Genomic DNA, 19,017 nt, shown 5'->3' on the forward strand with positions numbered 1-19,017 from the left:
CAGCTCAGCGTGGTCGGGTCACCCCAACGGAGCACCGATACGGGCCGGATCCACGATCCTGGGCGGTACGGACGGCTCCGGGTCCACCGAGCGCAGCACCTTGCCCGGGATGCGGGGCGGTGCGGGGTCAGCCGCCTTCCCACCGGGCCCGACCACTTCATACGGCGCGATCTTGCGGACCGAGTCGGGCTCCGTCGCGGGCGCCGCACCGACGCCCCACGGCGGGTCGTCCGGATTCACCGACGGCGACGGCACCGGACTGGCCGACGGCGACGGCGACGGCGACATGCTGGGACTCGGTGACGACGAGGGCAAAGAGGAAGGCGACGGCGAGGGCGGCACGGACGGCGAGACGATCGGCGACGGCGACACCACCGGCGCGACGGACGGACTCGGCGACGGCGACAGACTGGCCGAGGGGCTGGCCGAGGGGCTGGCCGAGGGGCTGGGTGCAGGACTGGGCGAAGGACTGGGTGACGCGCTCGGCGAGGGCGAGGGTGCGACGTCGTCGCCGTCGTCGCAGCCGCCGCAGCTGTAGAAGATGATGTCCCAGTGGTTGCCCTCGTCGGTGTACAGGTTCCCCGACGGCGCCTTGTACTGGTACCCCCAGCCCCTGATCAGCCCCACATACCTGAAGTTCTTCTTGATGTACTTGCCGATGCAGGTGTACTTGCTGATGTCGAGCTTCCACCCGTTCCAGTGGGTGTACGTGCCCGAGCCGTGGCCGGTCTCGGTGCCGCCGGTGAGCATGATCGCGCAGTCGCTCGCCTCACGCAGCGTCAGGATGCCCTCGACGGTGGTGCGCCGTACGTCCTCGAACGACGTGCAGCTGGGCTTGTTGCGATCGGCGCAGTTGCCGCTGGACCACCAGGTGATGCCCGCGTCGCGGAACATGTCGGTGGCCTTGCGGTGGCTGAGTTTCGCCGCGGCGGAGGCTCCCGCGACGGGCAGGCCGAGGTTGACGACGACGATCGCGGTCAGCAGCAGCAGACCACGCCGCAACGCAGGATGCATGGCGACTCTCCACCGTTCGGGGATGTGAAACGGGCTACAAGGAATGTAATCCGCAAGAGTCGCGAAAGGTACATACTTTCGTAATTGGTACAATTCGCGAAGCCGGTTCACATTCGCTCAGCTGATTCCCAGCGTCAGCGGCCCGCCGCGGGCCCGCCCGGCTGCCACAATCGCGGACATGCGACTCGACGACGTATGGCTGCGCTACGACCGCCGCGGGCCGTGGGTGCTGCGCGGGGTCACCGCCGCCGTGCGCCCCGGTGAGATCGTCGTCGTGCTGGGCCGCAACGGCGCCGGCAAGTCCACGCTGCTGCAGTCGGCCGCCGGAGTGCTGCGCCCCGGGCGCGGCCGGATCACCGACCGTCCGGCGGTAGTCGGCTGGGTCCCGGAGCGCTTCCCCGCCGACCAGCCGTTCACGGTCGCGGCCTACCTGGCCGGAGCCGCCGCCGTACGCGGACTGCCGGCGCAGCCGGCGCGCGCGGCCGCCGAGGGCTGGATCGAGCGGCTGGGACTGGCCGCGTTCCGCCAGACGCGGCTGCCCGAACTGTCCAAGGGCACCGCGCAGAAGGTCGGCCTGGCCCAGGCGCTGCTGGTGCCGCCGCGGCTGCTGATCCTCGACGAGCCGTGGGAGGGCCTGGACGCGGCCACCCGCGACCTGGTGCCCGAGATCGTGCTGGAGGTGGCCGCGAGCGGCGGTTCGGTGCTGCTCAGCGACCATCGCGGCGAGACCGTGCGGCTGCCCGGCGCCACCCGCTGGACCATGGCCGACGGCACGGTCGCGGTCGAGTCCGGCGACGCGGCACAGACCTGCGTGGTCGAGGTGGCGGTGTCCGCCGCCGACCTGCCCGAGGCGGTGGCGCGGCTGCGCGCGCAGGGACACCAGGTGCTGCGGGTACGCGAGGAGGTCGGATCATGATCGCGCTGACCAGGCTGCGGCTGCTGGGCTTCGTCCGCACCGGCCGGGCGGTGGCGCCGCTGATCGCCGCCGCGGCCGCGCTGTCCATCCTGTACGGCGGCGGCCAGGCCCGCGCTGACGAGGCGTACGGCGTCTCGGCGCTGGTGCTGTTCCCGCTGCTGGCCTGGCAGACCAAGATCCTGCTCGACGTCGAGCCGGACGTGCAGCGCCGCCTCGCGGTGACCGCTGTCGGCTCGCGGCGCCGGGAACTGGCCGCCGGGCTGCTCGCCGCGGTGGCGGCCGGGCTCGCGACGGTGGCGCTGGCGATGGCGGCGCCCTGGCTCGCCGGGGCGCTCCAGCCCGACGACCGCCCGGCGGGCACCGCGATCGGGCTGGTCGCGCACCTGCTGGCGCTGCCGGGCGCGGTGGCCCTGGGCGCCCTGGCCAGCCGCGCGGTCACGGGCAGCGCGGGCAACGGCGCGGCGGTGCTGGTCACCGGCTCGGTGCTGGCGATCGTGCTGGGGCTCAAGGCGTCGCCGCTGCAGTGGCTGGTCCCGCCGCTGATGGCGGCCACCCGGCTGACCACCTCCGGCCACTACCCCGCCGCCGCGGTGGTCACGGTCGTCGGTCAGGCCGTGCTCTGGTCGGCCGCGGCCTGCTGGGGGTACGCCCGCCTGCGCCGCAACCGGGTCTGAAGCCCGTCCGCGTGCAGCAGCAGCATCAACCCGCCCGCGACCAGGCCCCAGAACGCGGCCCCGATCCCGAGCAGCGTCACGCCCGACGCGGTGACCACGAACGTCACCGCGGCCGCGGCGCGCCCCGGCTCCGGGGTGAACGCCCCGGCCAGCGCCGCGGCCAGCGCGCCCAGCAGCGCCAGCCCGGCCACCGCCTCGATCAGCACCGGCGGTGACAGCAGCACCAGCGCCGTCGCGGCGGTCGCGCACAGGCCCAGGGTGATCATGCCGGCGCCCGCGGTGACCGAGGCGACCCAGCGGCGGCGCGGGTCGGGGTGCGCGTCGGGCCCGGCCGCCAGCGCGGCGGTGATCGCGGCGAGGTTGACCGCGTGCGCCCCGAACGGCGCCGCCACGGCGGTGGCCAGGCCGGTGCCGGTCAGCACCGGGCGCAGCGGCGGGGTGTAGCCGTACCCCTGCAGCACGGCCATGCCGGGCACGTTCTGCGAGGCCATGGTGACCAGAAACAGCGGCAGGGCCAGGCTGACCACCGCCTGGACCGTCAGCGTCGGCACGGTGAAGGCGACCTCGGGGCGTACCGCCAGACCGGCGCCGTCGCCGGAGGTGGTCAGGGCGATCGCCACGGCGGCGGCCGCCAGCGCGCCGGGCACCGCCCAGCGGGCGGCGAACCGGCTGAGCAGCGCCCAGATCACGATCACCGGGACGGCCAGCTTCGGCACCTCGGACAGCGCCCGGACCGGGGCCAGGCACAGGTTGAGCAGCACCCCGGCCAGCATCGCGGCGGCGATCGGGCGCGGGATGGCGGTGATGGCCCGTTCCAGCGGCGAGAACAGCCCCGCCACGATGATCAGCACGCCGGTCAGCAGGAACGCGCCGGTCGCCGCCGCGAACCCGCCCGCGACCGGGCCGGTGGCGGCCAGCAGCGCGGCGCCGGGCGTGGACCAGGCGATGCTGATCGGCAGCCGGTGCCGCAGGCCGAGCACGATCGCGACGACCCCGGCGGCGACGCTGACGGCCAGCAGCCCCGAGGCGGCCTGCCGCTGGTCGGCGCCGACCGCGCGCAGCCCCGCCAGCACCACGGCGAACGTGCTGGCGAAGCCCACCAGCGCCGTCACCAGCCCGGCCAGCACCGGCTGCAGCGTCCGCCCCATGATCTGCCCCCTCAGCCATCGTTCCGTATACGGAACGCCCTGTCATGCGGCACGATAGCCCTGTGACCACACGTTCGGCAACCGGCGGCGACGGCACGCCCGCGCTCGGCGGGGGCGGCGAGCTCGGGCCGAGGCTGCGCCGCCTGCGCGAAGCGGCCGGGGTGTCCCTGTCGGAGCTGGCCCGGCGCGCCGGGATCGGCAAGGCGACGCTGTCCGGGCTCGAACTCGGCACCCGCAACCCGACCCTGGACACGCTGTGGTCGGTGACGGCCGCGCTGGGCGTGCCGATCACCGCGCTGCTGGGCACGGCCGAGACGGCCGTCGTCCGGGGCACCGCGGTCGAGGCGGTGCTGCTCCAGGTCTTCGACGAGCCGACGGCGACCTTCGAGCTGTACCGGATGACCGTCCCGCCCGGCCCCGCGCAGACCTCCCCCGCCCACCACGCCGGGGTCACCGAGCACATCACCGTCTTCAGCGGCGTGCTGCGCGCCGGCCCCGCGCGGGCGCCCCTGCTGGCCGGACCGGGCCAGCACCTGACCTGGCAGGCCGACGTCCCGCACGTCTACGCCGCCGTCGGCGACACCCCCGTCACCGCCAGCCTGCTCATCCGCTACCCCCGCTAGCGGCAGGCTGCGGTTTCGGGGAAAGTGCGCGAATCACAGCCCGCTCCCGCACCTTCCCCGAAACTGCACGAACCGAATGGCCCGGTCACTCCCAGGCGCGGGCGCAGAGCACGAGGCGGTAGCCGTCCGGGTCCGCGACCGTCACGCCGTGCTCGTCCCAGTACGGGTTGTGCGCGCGGACCCGGGTGCCGCCGGCCGCCACGAGCCGGTCGACCAGCTGCGGCTCGACCGGTTCGCCCAGGTAGACCACGAACAGGTCGTCCACCGTCGGAGTCGGTTCCAGCGGATGCTCGGGGTCATGGGTCAGCTCGAGGTGCCAGGCGCCGCCGGGCGGGCCGACCATCAGCAGGTCGTGCTCGCCGGGCACCCGCTCGCTGGTGCGCCACAGGACGGCCAGGCCCGGGCCGTCCACGTAGAACCGCTCGGCGGCGGCGAGGTCGCGCGACGGGCGGGCGATCCGGATGCGGGTGCCGGTGCCGATCACGCGGACTCCGCCAGGGCGGCGCGCCATACCGGGCTGTCGACGTAGTGGTTGTCGTACCGCTGCCCGGACTCGGCGATCTCCTTCGGATCGGCCTCGCCGCGCATCACCCGGCCCAGCAGGCGCAGGTAGTCGAAGCGGCCCATGCCCGGCGTGAACACGAACAGCACGTCGGCCTCGCAGCCCGGCGCCGCCGCGAAGGCGTGCGGGGTGTGCGGCGGCACGGCCAGGAAGTCGCCCGGCGACAGGGTCGTGATCTCCTCGCCGACCAGCACCCGCAGCGAGCCCGACAGCACGAAGAACAGCTCGCTGGCCCTGGTGTGGAAGTGGGCGGGCGCCCCGACCGCGCCCTTGGCGAAGCTGGACCGGTAGCTGGTGAAGCCGTCTGCGGTGGTGTCCGAATCGGCCAGCAGCGTGATCACGCTGCTGGGGTCGGCGCAGGTCTCGGCCTCGGCGTGGCGGGTCAGGACCGGCCGGAACGGCGCTCCGGGGTACGCGTCTTGGATCATGGTCAGACTCTACGATCTTGGATCTCCGCCGCGCGACCCGTCACGGCTTGCGCGCCTCGATCAGGAACCGGGTGCTGTACGCGGTGAACGACCCGTCCCGCCCGATCAGCTCGTGCAGCTCGCGCAGCTTGCCGCGATGGGTCGCCACGTCGAAGCCCGGCACGATCCAGATCACCTCGCGCAGGTAGACCACCACCGCCGCGACGTCGAAGAACTCCGTACGCAGCGAGGCTGACCGCAGGTCCAGCACCTCCAGCCCGGCCTGCCGCGCCCCCGCCGCCGCCACCTCGGGGTCGCGGGCGGTGCCGCCGTCCAGCGGGCCGAGGAAGAACTCGGCCAGCCCGAACATCGAGCGCGGCCCCACCTGCTGCGACAGGTACGTCCCGCCCGGGGTCAGCACCCGCGCCACCTCAGCCCAGTCGGTGACGGTCGGGTGGCGGCTCACCACCAGGTCGAACGAAGCGTCCGGGAACGGCAGCGGGTCGCGGTCGGCGTGCTCGACCACGCGCGCGCCCAGGTGGGCCAGGTGGCGCCGGGCCAGGGCCAGGTTCGGCGGCCAGCCCTCGGTCGCGACCAGCACCGGCGGGGCCTGCCCCAGTTCGCCGGTCACCTCGCCGCCGCCGGTCTGCAGGTCCAGGGCCGCGCGGGCGGTGGCCATCCGCCGCGCGAGCAGCTTCGCGTACCCCCATGCGGGCCGCTGCTCGGTGGCCCGCCCCTCGAACCAGGAGAAGTCCCAGCCGTCCACCGGCACGGCCGCGCCCTCGGCCAGCAGCTCGTCGAATGTCCGATCTTGGCTCACGGGGCCAGTCTCAACTGACTTATCCTGAATGTCGACTGATTTCACGCGAAAACCATCGACCGGGCCGAGTTCGGCCACTACCATCCACGTAGTTAAATCGATTCGTCGCGTGAGGGGAACACCGATGACGCAGACGCCTCAGGTCATGCCCGCCCGGAACTACCCGTTCGGCGAGGCCGACCGGCTCAATCTCGATCCGTTCTACGCCCACCTGCGCGGCGCCGAGCCGCTGACCCGGGTGCGGCTGCCGTACGGCGAGGAGGCCTGGCTGGCCACCCGCTACGACGACGTGCGCCTGGTGCTCGGCGACGCGCGGTTCAGCCGGGCCGCCGGCGTCGGGCGCGACGAGCCGCGCACCCACCCGCGCCAGGGCGACTCCGGCATGCTGTCGATGGACCCGCCCGAGCACACCCGGCTGCGCAAGCTGATCGCCAAGGCGTTCACCGCCCGCCGCGTGGAGACGCTGCGCCCCCGCACCCAGGAGATCGCGACCGGGCTGCTCGACGCGTTCGAGGCCAAGGGCACCCCGGGCGACCTGGTCGAGCACTTCTCCACCCCGCTGCCGGTCGCGGTCATCTGCGAGCTGCTGGGCGTGCCGTTCGAGGACCGCGACAAGTTCCAGGTCTGGTCCGAGGCGATCATCTCCACCACCTCGCTCACCCCGCAGCAGATCCAGGACTACCTCGACAGCCTGTGGGGGTACATCGCGCAGCTCATCGCCCAGCGCCGGGTCGCCGAGACCGACGACCTGCTCGGCGCGCTCGTCCGCACCCGCGACGAGGACAACGACCGGCTGTCCGAGCAGGAGCTGGTGCAGCTGTCGGCGGGCCTGCTCGCCGCCGGGCACGAGACCACGGTCACCCAGATCCCCAACTTCGTGTACGTGCTGCTCACCAACCCCGACCGCTGGCGTGAACTGGTCGCCCACCCCGACCGGGTCCCGGCCGCCGTCGAGGAGCTGATGCGGTACGTGCCACTGGGCACCGCCGCCGCGTTCGCCCGGTACGCCACCGAGGACATCATGCTCGGCGACATCCTCGTCCGCGCCGGTGAGCCGGTGCTCGGCTCGCTCGCCTCCGCCAACCGGGACGAGCGGATCTTCGACCACCCCGACGAGCTGGACTTCGCCCGCGAGGTCAACCCGCACATGGGCTTCGGCCACGGCCCCCACCACTGCGTCGGCGCGCAGCTGGCCAGAATGGAGCTCCAGGTGGCGATCGGCTCGCTGGTCGCCCGTTTCCCGAACCTGGAACTGGCCGTCGCCGAGGAGGAGCTGGAGTGGAAGAAGGGCATGCTGGTCCGGGGTCTGCGAGCGCTGCCGGTGCGCTGGTGAGCGGGCAGTGGCGGGTCCAGGTCGACCGTGACCGGTGCATCGGCTCCGGCCTGTGCGCGGGCACCGCGCCGGACCACTTCGAGCTGGTCGACAAGAAGTCCCGCCCCCTGCGTGACCTGGTCGACCCGAGCGAGGACGTCTCCGACGCGGCCGACTGCTGCCCCGTCGAAGCCATCCTGGTCACCGACGCCACCACCGGCACCACCATCGCCCCCGCCTGACCCTCTCGAACAGGCGCACCCCGCCCCGCCCTACATTGACGATGGCCTATCTAGAAGACGATTTTCCAAGATTCGTCCTCTAGATAGGCCAGCGTCAATCAAAGGCGGGGGCGGGGGCGGGGGCGGCTGGGGGTGACGTCGCTGACAGTGGGGGCGGCGGTGGCGGCGGGATTCGGCGTCGGGCGGTGCGCTTGCGTACAGTTTGCGGGCATGGTGGGCCAGCGCACGGGACGGACAGGGGCATGACGGTCGACGAGTACGGGCAGGGCATCGACCCGGACCGCCTGGAAGCCTGCCTGAACGTCCTCGCCGAGGTGGAGAAGCTGCCCCCGGCGCACCCCGACGCCGTCGCGGTGCGCCGCGCCGTGGGCCACCTGTTCAAGGTCGTCAAGCAGCAGCGGCGCCGGGACCGGCGCGAGGAGATCCTCGCCGCCGACGAGGCGGTCACCGCCGCGACGGCCACCGGGGCACCGGGCCGCATCGACGACGAGACGGCGGGCGTGTTCGGCCTGTCCTCGCCGACCGAGGGCGACATCGCGGGCCACCTGCGCCAGGCGCGGGCCTGCTACATCTGCAAGGACCGCTACACCCAGGTGGACGCGTTCTACCACCAGCTGTGCCCGCCGTGCGCCACGCTGAACCGGGAGCGCCGCGAGGCCCGCGCCGACCTGACCGGGCGCCGCGCGCTGCTGACCGGCGGCCGCGCCAAGATCGGCATGTACATCGCGCTGCGGCTGCTGCGCGACGGCGCGCACACCACGATCACCACCCGGTTCCCCAACGACGCGGTGCGGCGGTTCAAGGCGCAGCCCGACAGCGCGGACTGGCTGCACCGGCTGCGCGTCGTCGGCATCGACCTGCGCGACCCGGCCCAGGTGGTGGCGCTGGCCGACTCGGTCGCGGCGCAGGGCCCGCTGGACATCCTGATCAACAACGCGGCGCAGACGGTGCGCCGGTCGCCGCAGGCGTACGCGCAGCTGCTGGCGGCCGAGGCGGCGCCGCTGCCGGACGGTCCGCTGCCGGAGCTGCTCGCGTTCGGGCACTACCGGGGCGACAGCCCGGCGGCCGCGGCGATCCAGGCGATGCCGCACCAGCAGCTCAGCCCGGAGCTGGTGACCTCGCTGGCGCTGTCCACCGGCGGGGCGTCGCTGGACCGGATCGCCGCCCACACCGCGATCGACGCGGGCGGCCTGGTGCCGGACCTGGACGACAGCAACAGCTGGGTGCAGGTGGTGCAGGAGGTCGACCCGATCGAGCTGCTGGAAGTGCAGCTGTGCAACGTCACCGCCCCGTTCGTGCTGGTCAGCCGCTTGCGGGCGGCGCTGGCGGCCTCGCCCGCGCGGCGCAAGTACGTGGTGAACGTGTCGGCGATGGAGGGGCAGTTCAGCCGGCGGTACAAGGGGCCGGGGCACCCGCACACGAACATGGCGAAGGCGGCGCTGAACATGCTGACCCGCACGAGCGCGGGCGAGATGCTGACCGACGGCATCCTGATGACCGCGGTCGACACGGGCTGGATCACCGACGAGCGCCCGCACCCGACGAAGATCCGGATGGCCGAGGCGGGTTTCCACGCCCCGCTGGACCTGGTCGACGGCGCGGCCCGGGTGTACGACCCGGTCGTGCGCGGCGAGCTCGGCGAGGACCTGTACGGCTGCTTCCTGAAGGACTACAAGCCCTCGCCCTGGTGACCGGCGAGCAGCGCCGACCCGTCCCGTTCGGTGACCCCGGCCGGGGCGGCGGCGTCCAGCACGGTCAGCGCCGCGTGGTAGCCGTCGCCGGGTGACAGCGTGTACATCGCGGACCCGGCGACGATCTCGGGCCGCCCGTCGTAGCGGTGCAGCCGGGGCGGCTCGTGCGGGGCGGAGACCTCGATCTTGGTCATCGCCGTCCGCAGCCCGTCGCCGGTGGCCTTGAGCACCGACTCCTTGCGCGTCCAGTACGTGTAGAACCCGGCCTGGTCGGGGACGCCTCGGGCCAGTTCGGCGGGGCTGAGCGCCAGCCGGGACAGGCCGGCGACGTCGCGGTCGGGCACGGCCTGCTCGACGTCGACGCCCAGCGGGCCGCCCCGGCCCAGGACCACCGCGATCCGGTCGCCGGAGTGGGACACCGACACGTGCAGGCCGGTGCCGGGCAGCACCGGGCGCCCGTGCGGGACCGCGCAGTCGGGGCAGGACCGCTCGACCCGTACCGAATGAGGATCTTGACTTAGCTCCTGTCCGGCGGCCAGGCGCAGCAGCGCGGCGGCCGCGGTCTGCCGGGCCTGGTCCTCGGGCCGGCGCAGCGCGGCCCGGCGCTGCCGCTCGGCGTCGCTGAGCAGGTCCAGGTGCGCGGGCCGGACGTCGGCGGGGCAGGCCCACCAGACCGCGATCACCACCTGGCCTCGAACTTCGACACCCCGGACTTCGTGCCGTCGCCGGACAGCCGGGACCTGGCGGCGGCGTCGCTGTACATGGTCCAGCGCAGGAAGTCGGTCATCGTCTTCATGACCTGGTCGAAGCCCTTGGCGCTGGGGCCGAGGTACTCGCCGTGGCCCTGGCCGAGCAGGGTGAGGAAGCCCTTGGGCCAGCTCGTCCCGGTGTAGGCGTTGCGGCCGGTCTGGTAGGTGACGGTCGGGTCCTTGTCGCCGTGCACGAACAGCACCGGCGTGCGGGCGCCCTTGAACGCGCCCATCGAGCCCCCGGCGATCACGATCGCCGCTCTGACCCGGGTGTCGCGCTTGTTGGCCAGCACCCCGGCGGAGGTGAACCCGCCCGCCGAGTGGCCGCCGACGGCGACGTGCGCCGCGTCGAGGTGGCCGCGCAGCCCGTCGCCCGAGGTCGTGTCCAGCTTCAGCACCCGTGTGATCACCTCGCTGACGTCGGCGGGCTGGTTGCCCATGTCGCCGGCGTTGAACGGGTCGGCGTCGCGGTTGGTCGACGGGAAGGTCGGCGCGGCCACCACGAATCCGGCCGCGGCCAGCCGCCGGGTGATCTGCTCGTAGTACGCGGGCAGCCCGTGCAGGCCGTGGCTGAACACGACCAGCGGGAACCGGCCGGGCGCCACCGGCGCGTTCGCCTTCGGCGAGCCCCCGGCCCTGCCGGTGGCCGGATACCAGACGGTGGTGGGCAGGCTGCGGCCGCCGCGCGAGAACTTCAGCGTGCGTACGCCCACCGCCAGCGCCGCCCTGGGCGCGCCCGCCGGGGCCGGCGGCGAGGCGGAGGCGCTCGCCGAGGGCGACGGTGCCGTCGAGGCGAGCGGCGCGACGGCGGCCGTGCCGCTCGGGGCGGGGGCCGCCACCGGGTCGGGGTGCCACTGCGGATCGGTGGCGGTGCAGCCGCTCAGGGCGGCCAGCGTCAGGCACAGGGCGAGGCGGGTGAGGGGTCGGACCGGCACCCGCCGAGCCTAGCCCCCCACCCGCCTCTTTCCTACCGTCCTATTTGACCTTGAGCTTGATGGGCATGCTGCGGTCGGTGCCGACCCGGCCGTACAGGGTGTACTCCCCCGGCTTGAAGGTCGGACCGGCCGCCACGCGCAGCGCGCCCTTCACGCACGACGAGCTCGACTTGCCGTTCCAGCCGACGGTCACCACCAGCTCCCGGCCGGCCGCCAGGTTCATCACCTGGTGCCCGCGCGGGGCGCCGCAGTCGTCGGAGGACCAGACCTTGTCCGTGCCGTGGGTGATGAACAGCTCCTGCATGTCGGCGCCGACGTCGCGGCTGCACGCGTGCTTCGAGGCGTTCTTGATGACCAGGGTCAGGCTGGTGCCCGCGCCCTTGGCCAGCTCCGTCCTGCCCGCCCGCGCGGTGACCAGCAGCTCGCCGTCGGTGCACTCGGCCTTCGACCCGGCCGGACGGTTGTCCGGCTCGCCGCCGACGTAGCGCACCCGGAAGATCTTGGCCTGCGGCGCGGCCGGGTCGAAGCTGTCCTCGGTGTACAGGCCGGTGAAGTAGAGCGCGTCCGGGCCCGCCGCCAGCCCGGCGACGCTGGTCTTGCCGAAGCCGTTGTACTCGACCAGGGTCTTGGGCGCCCCGACCGTGCCGTTGCCGTTGAAGCTGAACTCGACGATCCGCTTGCCGCGCTCCTGCGGTCCGGCCGCGAAGGTGGGGCCGCTCTCGGAGACGTACGCGCGGCCGAACTTCTCCTTCGGGAAGCCCGCGCTCTGGTAGTTCTCCGCCTGCACGAACGTGATGTTCACCGGCGCGTGCGTGACCGGCCAGTTGTACAGGGCCCGCTTGCGCAGGCTCTCGCCGGTCACGTCCCAGCCGTAGTCGGCGCCCTTGACCACCCGCGCGAACCGGTCGTTGCTCGACGGCCCGTTCTCCACCGAGTAGTGCTGGCCGTCGGCGGCCCGCCACGCCCCGCCGAACGGGTTGCGGAAGCCCGACGCCCACACGTAGTCGCGGGCCTTCTTGCTGTCCGCCGCGTCGTAGAACGGATTGTCCTCCGGCGCCGTGCCGTCCAGGTTCATCCGCAGCACCTTGCCGCGCATCGAGTCCAGCTTGCGCGCGGAGCTGGGCGTGAAGCCGTCGCCCATGTGCACGTACAGCTTGCCGTCCGGCCCGATGGTCAGGTTCGAGATCTGGTGCGAGGCCTCCTGCGACTCGCCCTTCATCTCGATGACCGTCGTCGCGCTCGCCGCCGTGAAGCCGCCGTCGGTGCTGTGGAACCGCACGATCTTCGGGTACGTCTGGTCGCCGCTGCGGAACAGCATGCTGGCGAACACGTCACCGCTCTTCGGCTCCACCACGATGCCGGTCAGCCCGATCTCCCCCGCCCCCGGGAAGTTGCCGCGCGGATCGAAGTTCAGCAGGTCCTTCGCGTACGTGCCGACCTGGAAGTCCCCCCGGACCACCTTGATCGTGCCGTACAGCTCGGTCACGTAGAACATCGGCTTGCCGGGGCTGACGTTGTGCTCGGGCACCATGGCGATGTTCACCGGCAGCGACAGCCCGTCCACGACCTCCTCCACCTTGTACCCCGGCTGCTTGACGACCCACTGCTTCGCCCCCGGCAGCGGCTTGCGCTCCTTGGCGGTGCGGAACGGCCGCGAGGTGTACCCGCTCCACTCCGCGGCCAGGTCGCCGCTGGAGTCCTTGTGCCGTACCCGCAGCTCGTAGTCGCGGTCGGGCAGCAGGTCGTGCCGGTCGACGAAGGCGTTGACGAAGTCGCCGTCGCCCAGGTGCGCGTGGGTCTTCTGCACGCCGCCGATGCAGTCGGCGAACCACACCCGCTCGTGCGGCTGCGCGGTCCAGATCTCCCAGTCGGTGCAGACGTGCTCGCTGCCCGCGTCCGCGTCCTGCATCGGCCGGGTCTCCATGTGCACGTCGGCGGCGCTGACCAGCGCGCCGTCGGCGGCGGGTTCGGTGATCACCGGTTGCAGCGGCGCGACGAAGGCCGGACCGGCCTGCCCGGCCTGGTTCTGGCAGGCGACGAAGACTCCTGCGAACGTCAGCAGGAGCACCGCCAGCACCGATTCGCCCGCGATCGCGATCTTTCGCGCGTCCATGCCGTGCCCCCCGCAGTCGTCCCCCAACTGCGGCGAGGCTACAAAGATCAGCTCCAAATACGGGCATAACACGCTGAAATAGGACGCATTTTCGGGGAAAGTGCACGAATCTTGGCCCGCTTTCCAGCACTTTCCCCGAAACTGCACGTACCCACCGCGTGGACGGCCGGTCACTCCCAGTGGGGGCGGAGGGGGAGGTGGGCGTTGGCGTGGGCGTCGAGGCGGACACCGAGGACCTGGTGCAGCTGGATGGAGTTGCGGTCGAAGCCGAGGCGGCAGCCCGCCAGGTAGAGGCGCCACACCCGGGCCTTGGCCAGGCCGATCTCGCGGACCGCGGCGTCCCAGTGCGCTTCGAGGTTGTCCGACCAGGCCGCCAGCGTCCGCGCGTAGTGCTCGCGGAAGTTCTCCTGGTGGCGCACCTCGAACCCGGTGTCGTGCATGACCGACACCAGGTGGCCCACCGCCTCCAGCTCCCCGTCCGGGAAGATGTACCGGTTGATGAAGCGCCGCTTGCGGCTGGCCGGGTCGTGGTTGTGCGGCCGGGTGATGCAGTGGTTGAGCAGCCGCCCGCCGGGCTCCAGCCGCTCGAGCAGGAACCGGAAGTAGCCGGGCAGCTGCGCGCGGCCGATGTGCTCGGTGAGCCCGATCGAGCTGACCGCGTCGAAGCGCACCGCCGGGACGTCGCGGTAGTCCATGTGCCGCACCTCGGCCAGGTCCGACAGCCCCGCCTCGGCGATCGCCTTGGCGGCCCACTCGGCCTGGCGGCGCGACAGGGTGACGCCGACGGCGCGGACGCCGTACTCGCGGGCGGCGTGCATGACCATGCCGCCCCAGCCGCAGCCGACGTCGAGCAGCCGCATCCCGGGCTCCAGGCCCAGCTTGCGGGCGACCAGGTCGTGCTTGTGCCACTGGGCCTGCTCCAGGCTCGCCCCGGCGTCGGGGTAGATGGCGCAGGTGTAGGCCATGGACGGGCCGAGCAGCCACTCGTAGAAGCGGTTGGAGACGTCGTAGTGGTGCGAGATGGCGGCCTGGTCGCGTTCGCGCGAGTGGCGGCGGCCGCGCAGGCGCACCTCCTGGGCGGGGCGCGGCGGCGGGCGCAGCAGGCGTACGCCGCCGAGGCTGCGCAGGGCGCTGAGCCGCTGGGTCCACGGCACCGCCAGGCCGAGGTCGGTCAGGCCCGCCATGGCCGTGTACAGGTCGCCCTCGACCTCCAGGTCCCCCATGGTGTACGCGCGGGCCAGGCCCATCTCACCACCGCCGGTGGCCAGGTAGGACAGGGCGCGCTCGCTGCGCACGTCGAGCAGCACGGGCGCGTCGGCGGGGCCGGAGCGGCTGCCGTCGTACGCCCGGATCCGGATCGGGGCCGCGTCGCCCAGCAGATGGTTGATCACCGGTGCAATCGCCATGTCAGGTCCTCACGCACTTGTCGTACAGGTCGGGCAGCCGTCCGTCGGGGTCGTAGGCACGCTTGGCGGCGGTGTACGCGGCGCCGTCGTACTGGGCCCAGAACTCCTCGGGCGAGTAGTGGACGGTGGAGTAGAGGGACTTGTGGCCGCCGAGTGCGGCGACCTCGTCCTCGATCAGCCGGTTGTGGTGGCCGGGGCGCTGCCCCGGTCTGAGCGGCACGGACGACCAGAAGCCGACGTTGACGTAGGTCTCGCCGGGCTTGAGCGGGTACAGCGGCCACGGGCTGTCGCTGCGCAGCCGCAGCGGGCACAGCCAGATCGGGCTGATGCCGATCTCGCGGTGGAAGAAGTCCATGAACTCCGGCAGCCGCCCGACCGGGACCTCGATGTCCTGGACCACCGCCTCCTGCGGCGGGCGGCCGCGGCGGCGGTCCAGCCGCTCGGTGAGGCGGTGCCTGCGGTCGAGGGCGACCAGGTGGTGGTACACGTCGGAGCGGCGGTAGCGGCGCGGCCACAGCCGCCGTACCAGCGGGTGCTGGGCGCCGAACGCCCGCGAGCACCAGAACCAGTCGGTGTCCCAGCGCCACAGGTAGTCGTGCACGGTGAGGTGGTCCACGGCCCGCTCGCGCAGCGACCGGTAGTAGATCTTCTGGCCGGTGTAGTCGCTGGTCGACGGGGCGTCGTCGACGAAGCTGGCCAGGGTGAGCACGATGTCGCGGCGGTCGAAGACGACGCCGTCGAGGAAGTCGACCTGGTGGTCGCCGTCGCGGCCGGTGGCGACCAGCTGGTCCAGCGCGGCGGCGGCCGCCGCGAGGTCGTGGAAGCGCCGGTGGCGCAGCCGCACGTACGGCCGGACCGGCTCCAGCTCGATCTCCAGGCGCAGGGCGTAGCCGAGGGTGCCGTACGAGTTCGGGAAGGCGCGCAGCAGCCCGGCGTGCTCGTTGTCGGCCCGCGCCACGACCACCTGCCCGTCGCCGGTGAGCACCTCCAGCTCGCGCACCGACTCGTGCGGCAGCCCGCTGCGGTACGACGTCGACTCGATGCCGAGCCCCGCCACCGCGCCGCCGAGCGTGATCGTCTTGAGCTGCGGCACGACCAGCGGCATCATGCCGTGGCGCAGCGTCGCCTCGACCAGCCGCTCGTACGTGACCATGCCCTGGACCTGGGCGGTGCGCCGCCGCGCGTCGACCTCCAGCACCCGGTCGAAGGCGGACACGTCCAGTCCGGGTCCGGTGGTGCGGTCGCCGAAGCGGAACAGGTTCGACGTTCGTTTGGCCAGTCTGACCGGGCTGCCCGCGGGGAGCGCGTCGTAGCGTGCCCGCAGGGCGGCAACAGCGCGGTCGTGGACGCCGTAGTGCCGGGTCGACCGGCCTGGGTCACCCTCCACGTTGGCAACGTACCACCGCAGACCCTCCGAGAAACCTTCAAATCTGCGCATTCCAGCGGATTGCATCTTGCGTCAACAAGGCCCTTCTGCCATCGAAAGCGATAAGAAGGGGCCCTTCCTTTACAGTGGACGGGTGCGGAAGTACGTGATCATGGGCGTTCAGGGCAGTGGCAAGGGCACCCAGGCGAAGCTGCTGGCCTCCGATCTGGATCTCGTGCACATCAGCGTCGGCGACATCTACCGCTGGCACGTGCAGTACCACACCAAGATCGGCGCGCAGGTGCGCCGGGCCATGACCGCCGGCGAGCTGGTCGACGACGCGCTGACCGAGTCGGTCGTGCACGACCGCCTGGCCCTGCACGACTGGTCGTACGGCTTCGTGCTGGACGGGTTCCCCCGCAACCGACGCCAGGCCGAGTTCTTCATGGAGCGTTACGACGTCGACGCGGTGATCCACCTGGACCTGCCCGACAGCGAGGTGCGGCGGCGGGTGCTGGCCCGGCGGCTGTGCGCGGGCTGCGGCCTGGACTACAACCTGATCGAGCACCGGCCGGCCAAGGAGGGCCGCTGCGACGCGTGCGGCGGCGAACTGGTCAGCCGGGAGGACGACACCGAGGAGGCGCTGGCGGTGCGGCTGGCCGACTACCACCGGCTGACCGACCCGGTCCTCGAACTGTTCCGGGCCAAGGAGCAGGTGGTCACCGTCGACGCCCGGCCCGCCAAGGCCGCCATCCAGCGCACCATCCGCGACCACCTCAACCTCCCCCAGCGCCGCCGCGCGACCTGAGGGCCCGTTTCTGGGTGCAGTTTCGGGGAAAGTGCAGGAATCTTGGGGCGCTTTCGTGCAGTTTCCCCGAAACTGCACGCTGATCTTGGCGCGGCGGGCGCGGCGGGTCACCAGGGGCCGGGGTCGGCGGCTATGGCGCGGGCGCTGGCGCGGGCTCCGGCGCGCGGGCGCTGCCCGGCGGAGGTGCACTCCAGCTCGGTGGCGGCCGCGTCGACCAGGCCCAGGCGGGTCAGCTGCGGGCGCAGGAAGGCGCCGAGCAGCCAGTCGGCGGCCACGCGGACGCGGTTGCCGGGCAGCGCGAGCAGGTGGTAGCCCCGGGTCACCGCCGCGGCGGGCAGCCCCGACAGCGGGATGCCGAGCGGGTCGGCCGCCGCGTCGGTCATCCCGAGGTCGACCAGGAAACCAAGATCCTTGTGCCGGTACGGCTTGAGGCGCCCGCTGCCGTACGAGGCGGCGATGTTGTGCGCGGCGAGCCTGCCCTGCCGTACCGCGTGCTGGGCGGTCATCGGGCACAGCCGCCCCGGCCGGGTGAAGTCGGGCACCCCGGCGGCGTCGCCGCAGGCCAGCACCTCCGGATGGCCGGGCACCCGCAGGTACTCGTCCACCACCAGCCGCCCGTCGACCGCGTCCAGGCCCAGACCTTCGACGAGCGGATCGGGGCGCACGCCGACGCACCAGATCAGCGAGCGGGTGGCCACGAAGGCCCCGTCGGTGAGGTGCACCCCGTCAGCGGTGGCCTCGGCGACCGAGGTGCCGGTGAGCACCTCCACGCCGCGCTGAGCCAGCACCCGGGCGGCGATCCGCGACAGCTTCGGGGCCAGGTCCGGCAGCACCCGCTCGGCGGTGTCGAGCAGCAGCCAGCGGGGCCGTTCGCGCAGCGCGGGCTGGGTGCGGGCGAGCGCGTCGGTGAGCAGCTGCCCGTACGCGGCGGCCTCGGTGCCGGTGTACCCGGCGCCCACCACGACGAAGGTGGCGCGGGCCCGCCGCTCGTGCGCGTCGGCGGTCGCGGCGGCCAGCTCGATCTGCAGGGTAATGTGATCGCGCAGGTAGAGGGCCTCGGCCAGGCCGCGCAGGCCGTGCGCGTGCTGCGCCACGCCGGGGATGGGCAGCAGCCGGTTGACGCTGCCCGGGGTGAGTACCAGCCGGTCGTAGTCGAGGCGGGCCGCCCGGCCGTGCGGCTCGGTGTAGCTGACGGTGCCGCCGCCGAGGTCGACGTCGTCGACGGTGCCGGGCAGCACCCGTACCCCCGGCAGGGTCGCCGCCAGCGACACGGTGATCCGGCGCGGCTCCAGCACCCCGGCCATGACCTGCGGCAGCAGAGGCAGGTAGAGCAGGTAGTCGTCCGGGTTGACCAGGATGATCTCCGCTCGGTCGCGGGCCAGCCGGTGCAACTTGCGTGCGGTGTGGAACCCGGCGAACCCCGCCCCCACGATGACGACGCGCGGCCGGCCCATACCCACCTCCGGATGTCACAGAATCACAACGCTCAGCAACGAGCACACCACGCTTGGTAAGGTCCTGACAGGCATTCACATTGAATCGTCCCGGTCGGAGCGGGGCAGGCAGGGGGGCGCGGCCATGTTGGATGTGCGCAGCGAGCGGCTCGCCCGGCGGTTCCGGCTCTGGGACACCGACGGCAACGGGCATGTCGACCGCTCCGACTTCGAGGCCGAGGGGCGCCGCATCATCGCCGCCTTCGGCGAGGACGAGCGCTCCCCGCGGGGCAGAGCCGTGCTCGACGCGTACCTCACGATGTGGGACTACCTGGCCGCCAAGGCCGGGGTGCCACCGGAGGGGTCGCTCAACGCCAAGCAGTTCGACCGGATCGCCCAGACGGAGATCATCCTGATGGGCAACACCGGCTTCTCCACCGTGCTCCGCCCGACCATCAGCGCCACCCTCGACCTGTGCGACGTGGACGGCGACGGGCAGGTCAACCCGGCCGAATTCAAGTGCTGGGTGGAGGCGATCGGGGTGACCAAGCCGCACGCCGAGGAGGCGTTCGACCAGATCGATGCCGACCACGACGGCCAGCTCAGCATCGACGAACTGGCCCAGGCCGTCCGCGACTACCACGCGGGCCTGCTCGACGTCCCCCTCCTGGGCCGCTGACCGCCCACCCGACCCACCCAGCCCCGGCCACGCCACCCAGCCCTGCCCGCGCCGCGCCGCGCTGGGCCGGCCGGGCGCCATGATCGCCGCAGTTTCTGGGAAACTGCGCGAAAGAGGCC

19 protein-coding genes are annotated in these 19,017 nt (G+C 72.8%); 8 read left to right on the forward strand and 11 right to left on the reverse strand.

Annotated elements, in window-relative coordinates; all coding sequences use genetic code 11:
* Positions 1 to 18: 18 nt before the first annotated feature.
* Entirely contained in the window at positions 19 to 1,014 is a 996-nt protein-coding gene (locus QEZ54_RS27070) for a hypothetical protein (protein ID WP_281307537.1), read from the reverse strand.
* Between the two features lie 178 nt (positions 1,015 to 1,192).
* Between QEZ54_RS27070 and QEZ54_RS27075 the strand changes: the two genes are divergently transcribed.
* Together QEZ54_RS27075 and QEZ54_RS27080 are read left to right on the forward strand one after the other, a co-directional pair.
* Positions 1,193 to 1,930, forward strand: coding sequence for an ABC transporter ATP-binding protein (locus tag QEZ54_RS27075; protein ID WP_281307538.1), 738 nt, complete (start codon positions 1,193 to 1,195; stop codon positions 1,928 to 1,930).
* Positions 1,927 to 2,604, forward strand: a complete 678-nt coding sequence (locus tag QEZ54_RS27080; RefSeq protein WP_281307539.1) for a hypothetical protein — start codon at positions 1,927 to 1,929, stop codon at positions 2,602 to 2,604. Before QEZ54_RS27075 ends, QEZ54_RS27080 begins: the two co-directional genes overlap by 4 nt.
* On the opposite strand, the gene QEZ54_RS27085 is transcribed toward QEZ54_RS27080, so the two are convergent.
* Positions 2,538 to 3,752 carry a benzoate/H(+) symporter BenE family transporter gene (locus tag QEZ54_RS27085; protein ID WP_281307540.1) on the reverse strand — a complete coding sequence of 405 codons (1,215 nt, stop codon included), beginning with the start codon at positions 3,750 to 3,752 and terminating at the stop codon, positions 2,538 to 2,540. The two genes, QEZ54_RS27080 and QEZ54_RS27085, sit on opposite strands and share 67 nt — an antisense overlap.
* A 62-nt stretch (positions 3,753 to 3,814) precedes the next feature.
* On the opposite strand from QEZ54_RS27085, the gene QEZ54_RS27090 reads away from it, so the two are divergent.
* The gene (locus tag QEZ54_RS27090) at positions 3,815 to 4,375 is read left to right on the forward strand and encodes an XRE family transcriptional regulator (protein ID WP_281307541.1); all 561 of its coding nucleotides are present in this window, start codon (positions 3,815 to 3,817) and stop codon (positions 4,373 to 4,375) included.
* An 85-nt stretch (positions 4,376 to 4,460) separates the two neighbouring features.
* Here the strand turns inward: QEZ54_RS27090 and QEZ54_RS27095 are convergent, their stop codons facing one another.
* Genes QEZ54_RS27095 through QEZ54_RS27105 form a run of 3 tightly spaced genes read right to left on the reverse strand, consistent with a single transcriptional unit; the run spans position 4,461 to position 6,164 of the window.
* Positions 4,461 to 4,856: a VOC family protein gene (locus QEZ54_RS27095; RefSeq protein WP_281307562.1), complete on the reverse strand. Its 396-nt coding sequence runs from the start codon at positions 4,854 to 4,856 to the stop codon at positions 4,461 to 4,463.
* Positions 4,856 to 5,365, reverse strand: coding sequence for a cupin domain-containing protein (locus tag QEZ54_RS27100; protein ID WP_281307542.1), 510 nt, complete (start codon positions 5,363 to 5,365; stop codon positions 4,856 to 4,858). The genes QEZ54_RS27095 and QEZ54_RS27100 overlap by 1 nt, the downstream gene beginning before the upstream one ends.
* Before the next feature lie 40 nt (positions 5,366 to 5,405).
* Positions 5,406 to 6,164, reverse strand: a complete 759-nt coding sequence (locus QEZ54_RS27105) for a class I SAM-dependent methyltransferase (protein WP_281307543.1) — start codon at positions 6,162 to 6,164, stop codon at positions 5,406 to 5,408.
* A gap of 124 nt (positions 6,165 to 6,288) precedes the next feature.
* On the opposite strand from QEZ54_RS27105, the gene QEZ54_RS27110 reads away from it, so the two are divergent.
* The 3 genes from QEZ54_RS27110 (at position 6,289) to QEZ54_RS27120 (ending at position 9,409) form a co-directional block, all read left to right on the forward strand.
* Positions 6,289 to 7,497: a cytochrome P450 gene (locus tag QEZ54_RS27110; RefSeq protein ID WP_281307544.1), complete on the forward strand. Its 1,209-nt coding sequence runs from the start codon at positions 6,289 to 6,291 to the stop codon at positions 7,495 to 7,497.
* On the forward strand, positions 7,494 to 7,718 hold the full coding sequence (locus QEZ54_RS27115) for a ferredoxin (RefSeq protein WP_281307545.1): 225 nt from the start codon (positions 7,494 to 7,496) through the stop codon (positions 7,716 to 7,718). The genes QEZ54_RS27110 and QEZ54_RS27115 overlap by 4 nt, the downstream gene beginning before the upstream one ends.
* A 242-nt stretch (positions 7,719 to 7,960) precedes the next feature.
* Complete coding sequence (locus QEZ54_RS27120) at positions 7,961 to 9,409, forward strand: SDR family NAD(P)-dependent oxidoreductase (RefSeq protein WP_281307546.1); 1,449 nt, start codon at positions 7,961 to 7,963, stop codon at positions 9,407 to 9,409.
* On the opposite strand, the gene QEZ54_RS27125 is transcribed toward QEZ54_RS27120, so the two are convergent.
* The 5 genes from QEZ54_RS27125 to QEZ54_RS27145 form a co-directional block, all read right to left on the reverse strand.
* Positions 9,388 to 10,095, reverse strand: coding sequence for a 4'-phosphopantetheinyl transferase superfamily protein (locus QEZ54_RS27125; protein WP_281307547.1), 708 nt, complete (start codon positions 10,093 to 10,095; stop codon positions 9,388 to 9,390). The two genes, QEZ54_RS27120 and QEZ54_RS27125, sit on opposite strands and share 22 nt — an antisense overlap.
* Positions 10,089 to 11,093: a dienelactone hydrolase family protein gene (locus tag QEZ54_RS27130; RefSeq protein ID WP_281307548.1), complete on the reverse strand. Its 1,005-nt coding sequence runs from the start codon at positions 11,091 to 11,093 to the stop codon at positions 10,089 to 10,091. The genes QEZ54_RS27125 and QEZ54_RS27130 overlap by 7 nt, the downstream gene beginning before the upstream one ends.
* A gap of 40 nt (positions 11,094 to 11,133) precedes the next feature.
* Positions 11,134 to 13,206 carry a PQQ-dependent sugar dehydrogenase gene (locus QEZ54_RS27135; protein WP_281307549.1) on the reverse strand — a complete coding sequence of 691 codons (2,073 nt, stop codon included), beginning with the start codon at positions 13,204 to 13,206 and terminating at the stop codon, positions 11,134 to 11,136.
* 170 nt (positions 13,207 to 13,376) lie between these two features.
* Positions 13,377 to 14,612, reverse strand: a complete 1,236-nt coding sequence (locus QEZ54_RS27140; RefSeq protein WP_281307550.1) for a cyclopropane-fatty-acyl-phospholipid synthase family protein — start codon at positions 14,610 to 14,612, stop codon at positions 13,377 to 13,379.
* 1 nt (position 14,613) lies between these two features.
* Entirely contained in the window at positions 14,614 to 15,999 is a 1,386-nt protein-coding gene (locus tag QEZ54_RS27145) for an FAD-binding oxidoreductase (RefSeq protein ID WP_281307551.1), read from the reverse strand.
* A 133-nt stretch (positions 16,000 to 16,132) separates the two neighbouring features.
* On the opposite strand from QEZ54_RS27145, the gene QEZ54_RS27150 reads away from it, so the two are divergent.
* Positions 16,133 to 16,786 carry a nucleoside monophosphate kinase gene (locus QEZ54_RS27150; protein WP_281307552.1) on the forward strand — a complete coding sequence of 218 codons (654 nt, stop codon included), beginning with the start codon at positions 16,133 to 16,135 and terminating at the stop codon, positions 16,784 to 16,786.
* A 107-nt stretch (positions 16,787 to 16,893) separates the two neighbouring features.
* Here QEZ54_RS27150 and QEZ54_RS27155 read toward each other — a convergent pair whose 3' ends face one another.
* Complete coding sequence (locus tag QEZ54_RS27155; RefSeq protein WP_281307553.1) at positions 16,894 to 18,240, reverse strand: FAD-dependent oxidoreductase; 1,347 nt, start codon at positions 18,238 to 18,240, stop codon at positions 16,894 to 16,896.
* A gap of 124 nt (positions 18,241 to 18,364) precedes the next feature.
* Here QEZ54_RS27155 and QEZ54_RS27160 point away from each other — a divergent pair, with 124 nt between their 5' ends.
* A complete protein-coding gene (locus QEZ54_RS27160; RefSeq protein WP_281307554.1) occupies positions 18,365 to 18,898 on the forward strand; it encodes an EF-hand domain-containing protein in 534 nt (177 codons plus the stop codon).
* Positions 18,899 to 19,017 lie beyond the last annotated feature (119 nt).

The sequence above is a fragment of the Catellatospora sp. KI3 genome, assembly GCF_029948125.1.
In the GTDB taxonomy this organism is placed as follows: domain Bacteria; phylum Actinomycetota; class Actinomycetes; order Mycobacteriales; family Micromonosporaceae; genus Catellatospora.

Excerpts from the sequence above, each read along its gene's own strand:
- QEZ54_RS27070 (WP_281307537.1), bottom strand. The coding sequence starts at position 1,014 with ATGCATCCTGCGTTGCGGCGTGGTCTGCTGCTGCTGACCGCGATCGTC.
- QEZ54_RS27075 (WP_281307538.1), top strand. The coding sequence starts at position 1,193 with ATGCGACTCGACGACGTATGGCTGCGCTACGACCGCCGCGGGCCGTGG.
- QEZ54_RS27080 (WP_281307539.1), top strand. The coding sequence starts at position 1,927 with ATGATCGCGCTGACCAGGCTGCGGCTGCTGGGCTTCGTCCGCACCGGC.
- QEZ54_RS27085 (WP_281307540.1), bottom strand. The coding sequence starts at position 3,752 with ATGGGGCGGACGCTGCAGCCGGTGCTGGCCGGGCTGGTGACGGCGCTG.
- QEZ54_RS27100 (WP_281307542.1), bottom strand. The coding sequence starts at position 5,365 with ATGATCCAAGACGCGTACCCCGGAGCGCCGTTCCGGCCGGTCCTGACC.
- QEZ54_RS27110 (WP_281307544.1), top strand. The coding sequence starts at position 6,289 with ATGACGCAGACGCCTCAGGTCATGCCCGCCCGGAACTACCCGTTCGGC.
- QEZ54_RS27120 (WP_281307546.1), top strand. The coding sequence starts at position 7,961 with ATGACGGTCGACGAGTACGGGCAGGGCATCGACCCGGACCGCCTGGAA.
- QEZ54_RS27135 (WP_281307549.1), bottom strand. The coding sequence starts at position 13,206 with ATGGACGCGCGAAAGATCGCGATCGCGGGCGAATCGGTGCTGGCGGTG.
- QEZ54_RS27140 (WP_281307550.1), bottom strand. The coding sequence starts at position 14,612 with ATGGCGATTGCACCGGTGATCAACCATCTGCTGGGCGACGCGGCCCCG.
- QEZ54_RS27155 (WP_281307553.1), bottom strand. The coding sequence starts at position 18,240 with ATGGGCCGGCCGCGCGTCGTCATCGTGGGGGCGGGGTTCGCCGGGTTC.
- QEZ54_RS27160 (WP_281307554.1), top strand. The coding sequence starts at position 18,365 with ATGTTGGATGTGCGCAGCGAGCGGCTCGCCCGGCGGTTCCGGCTCTGG.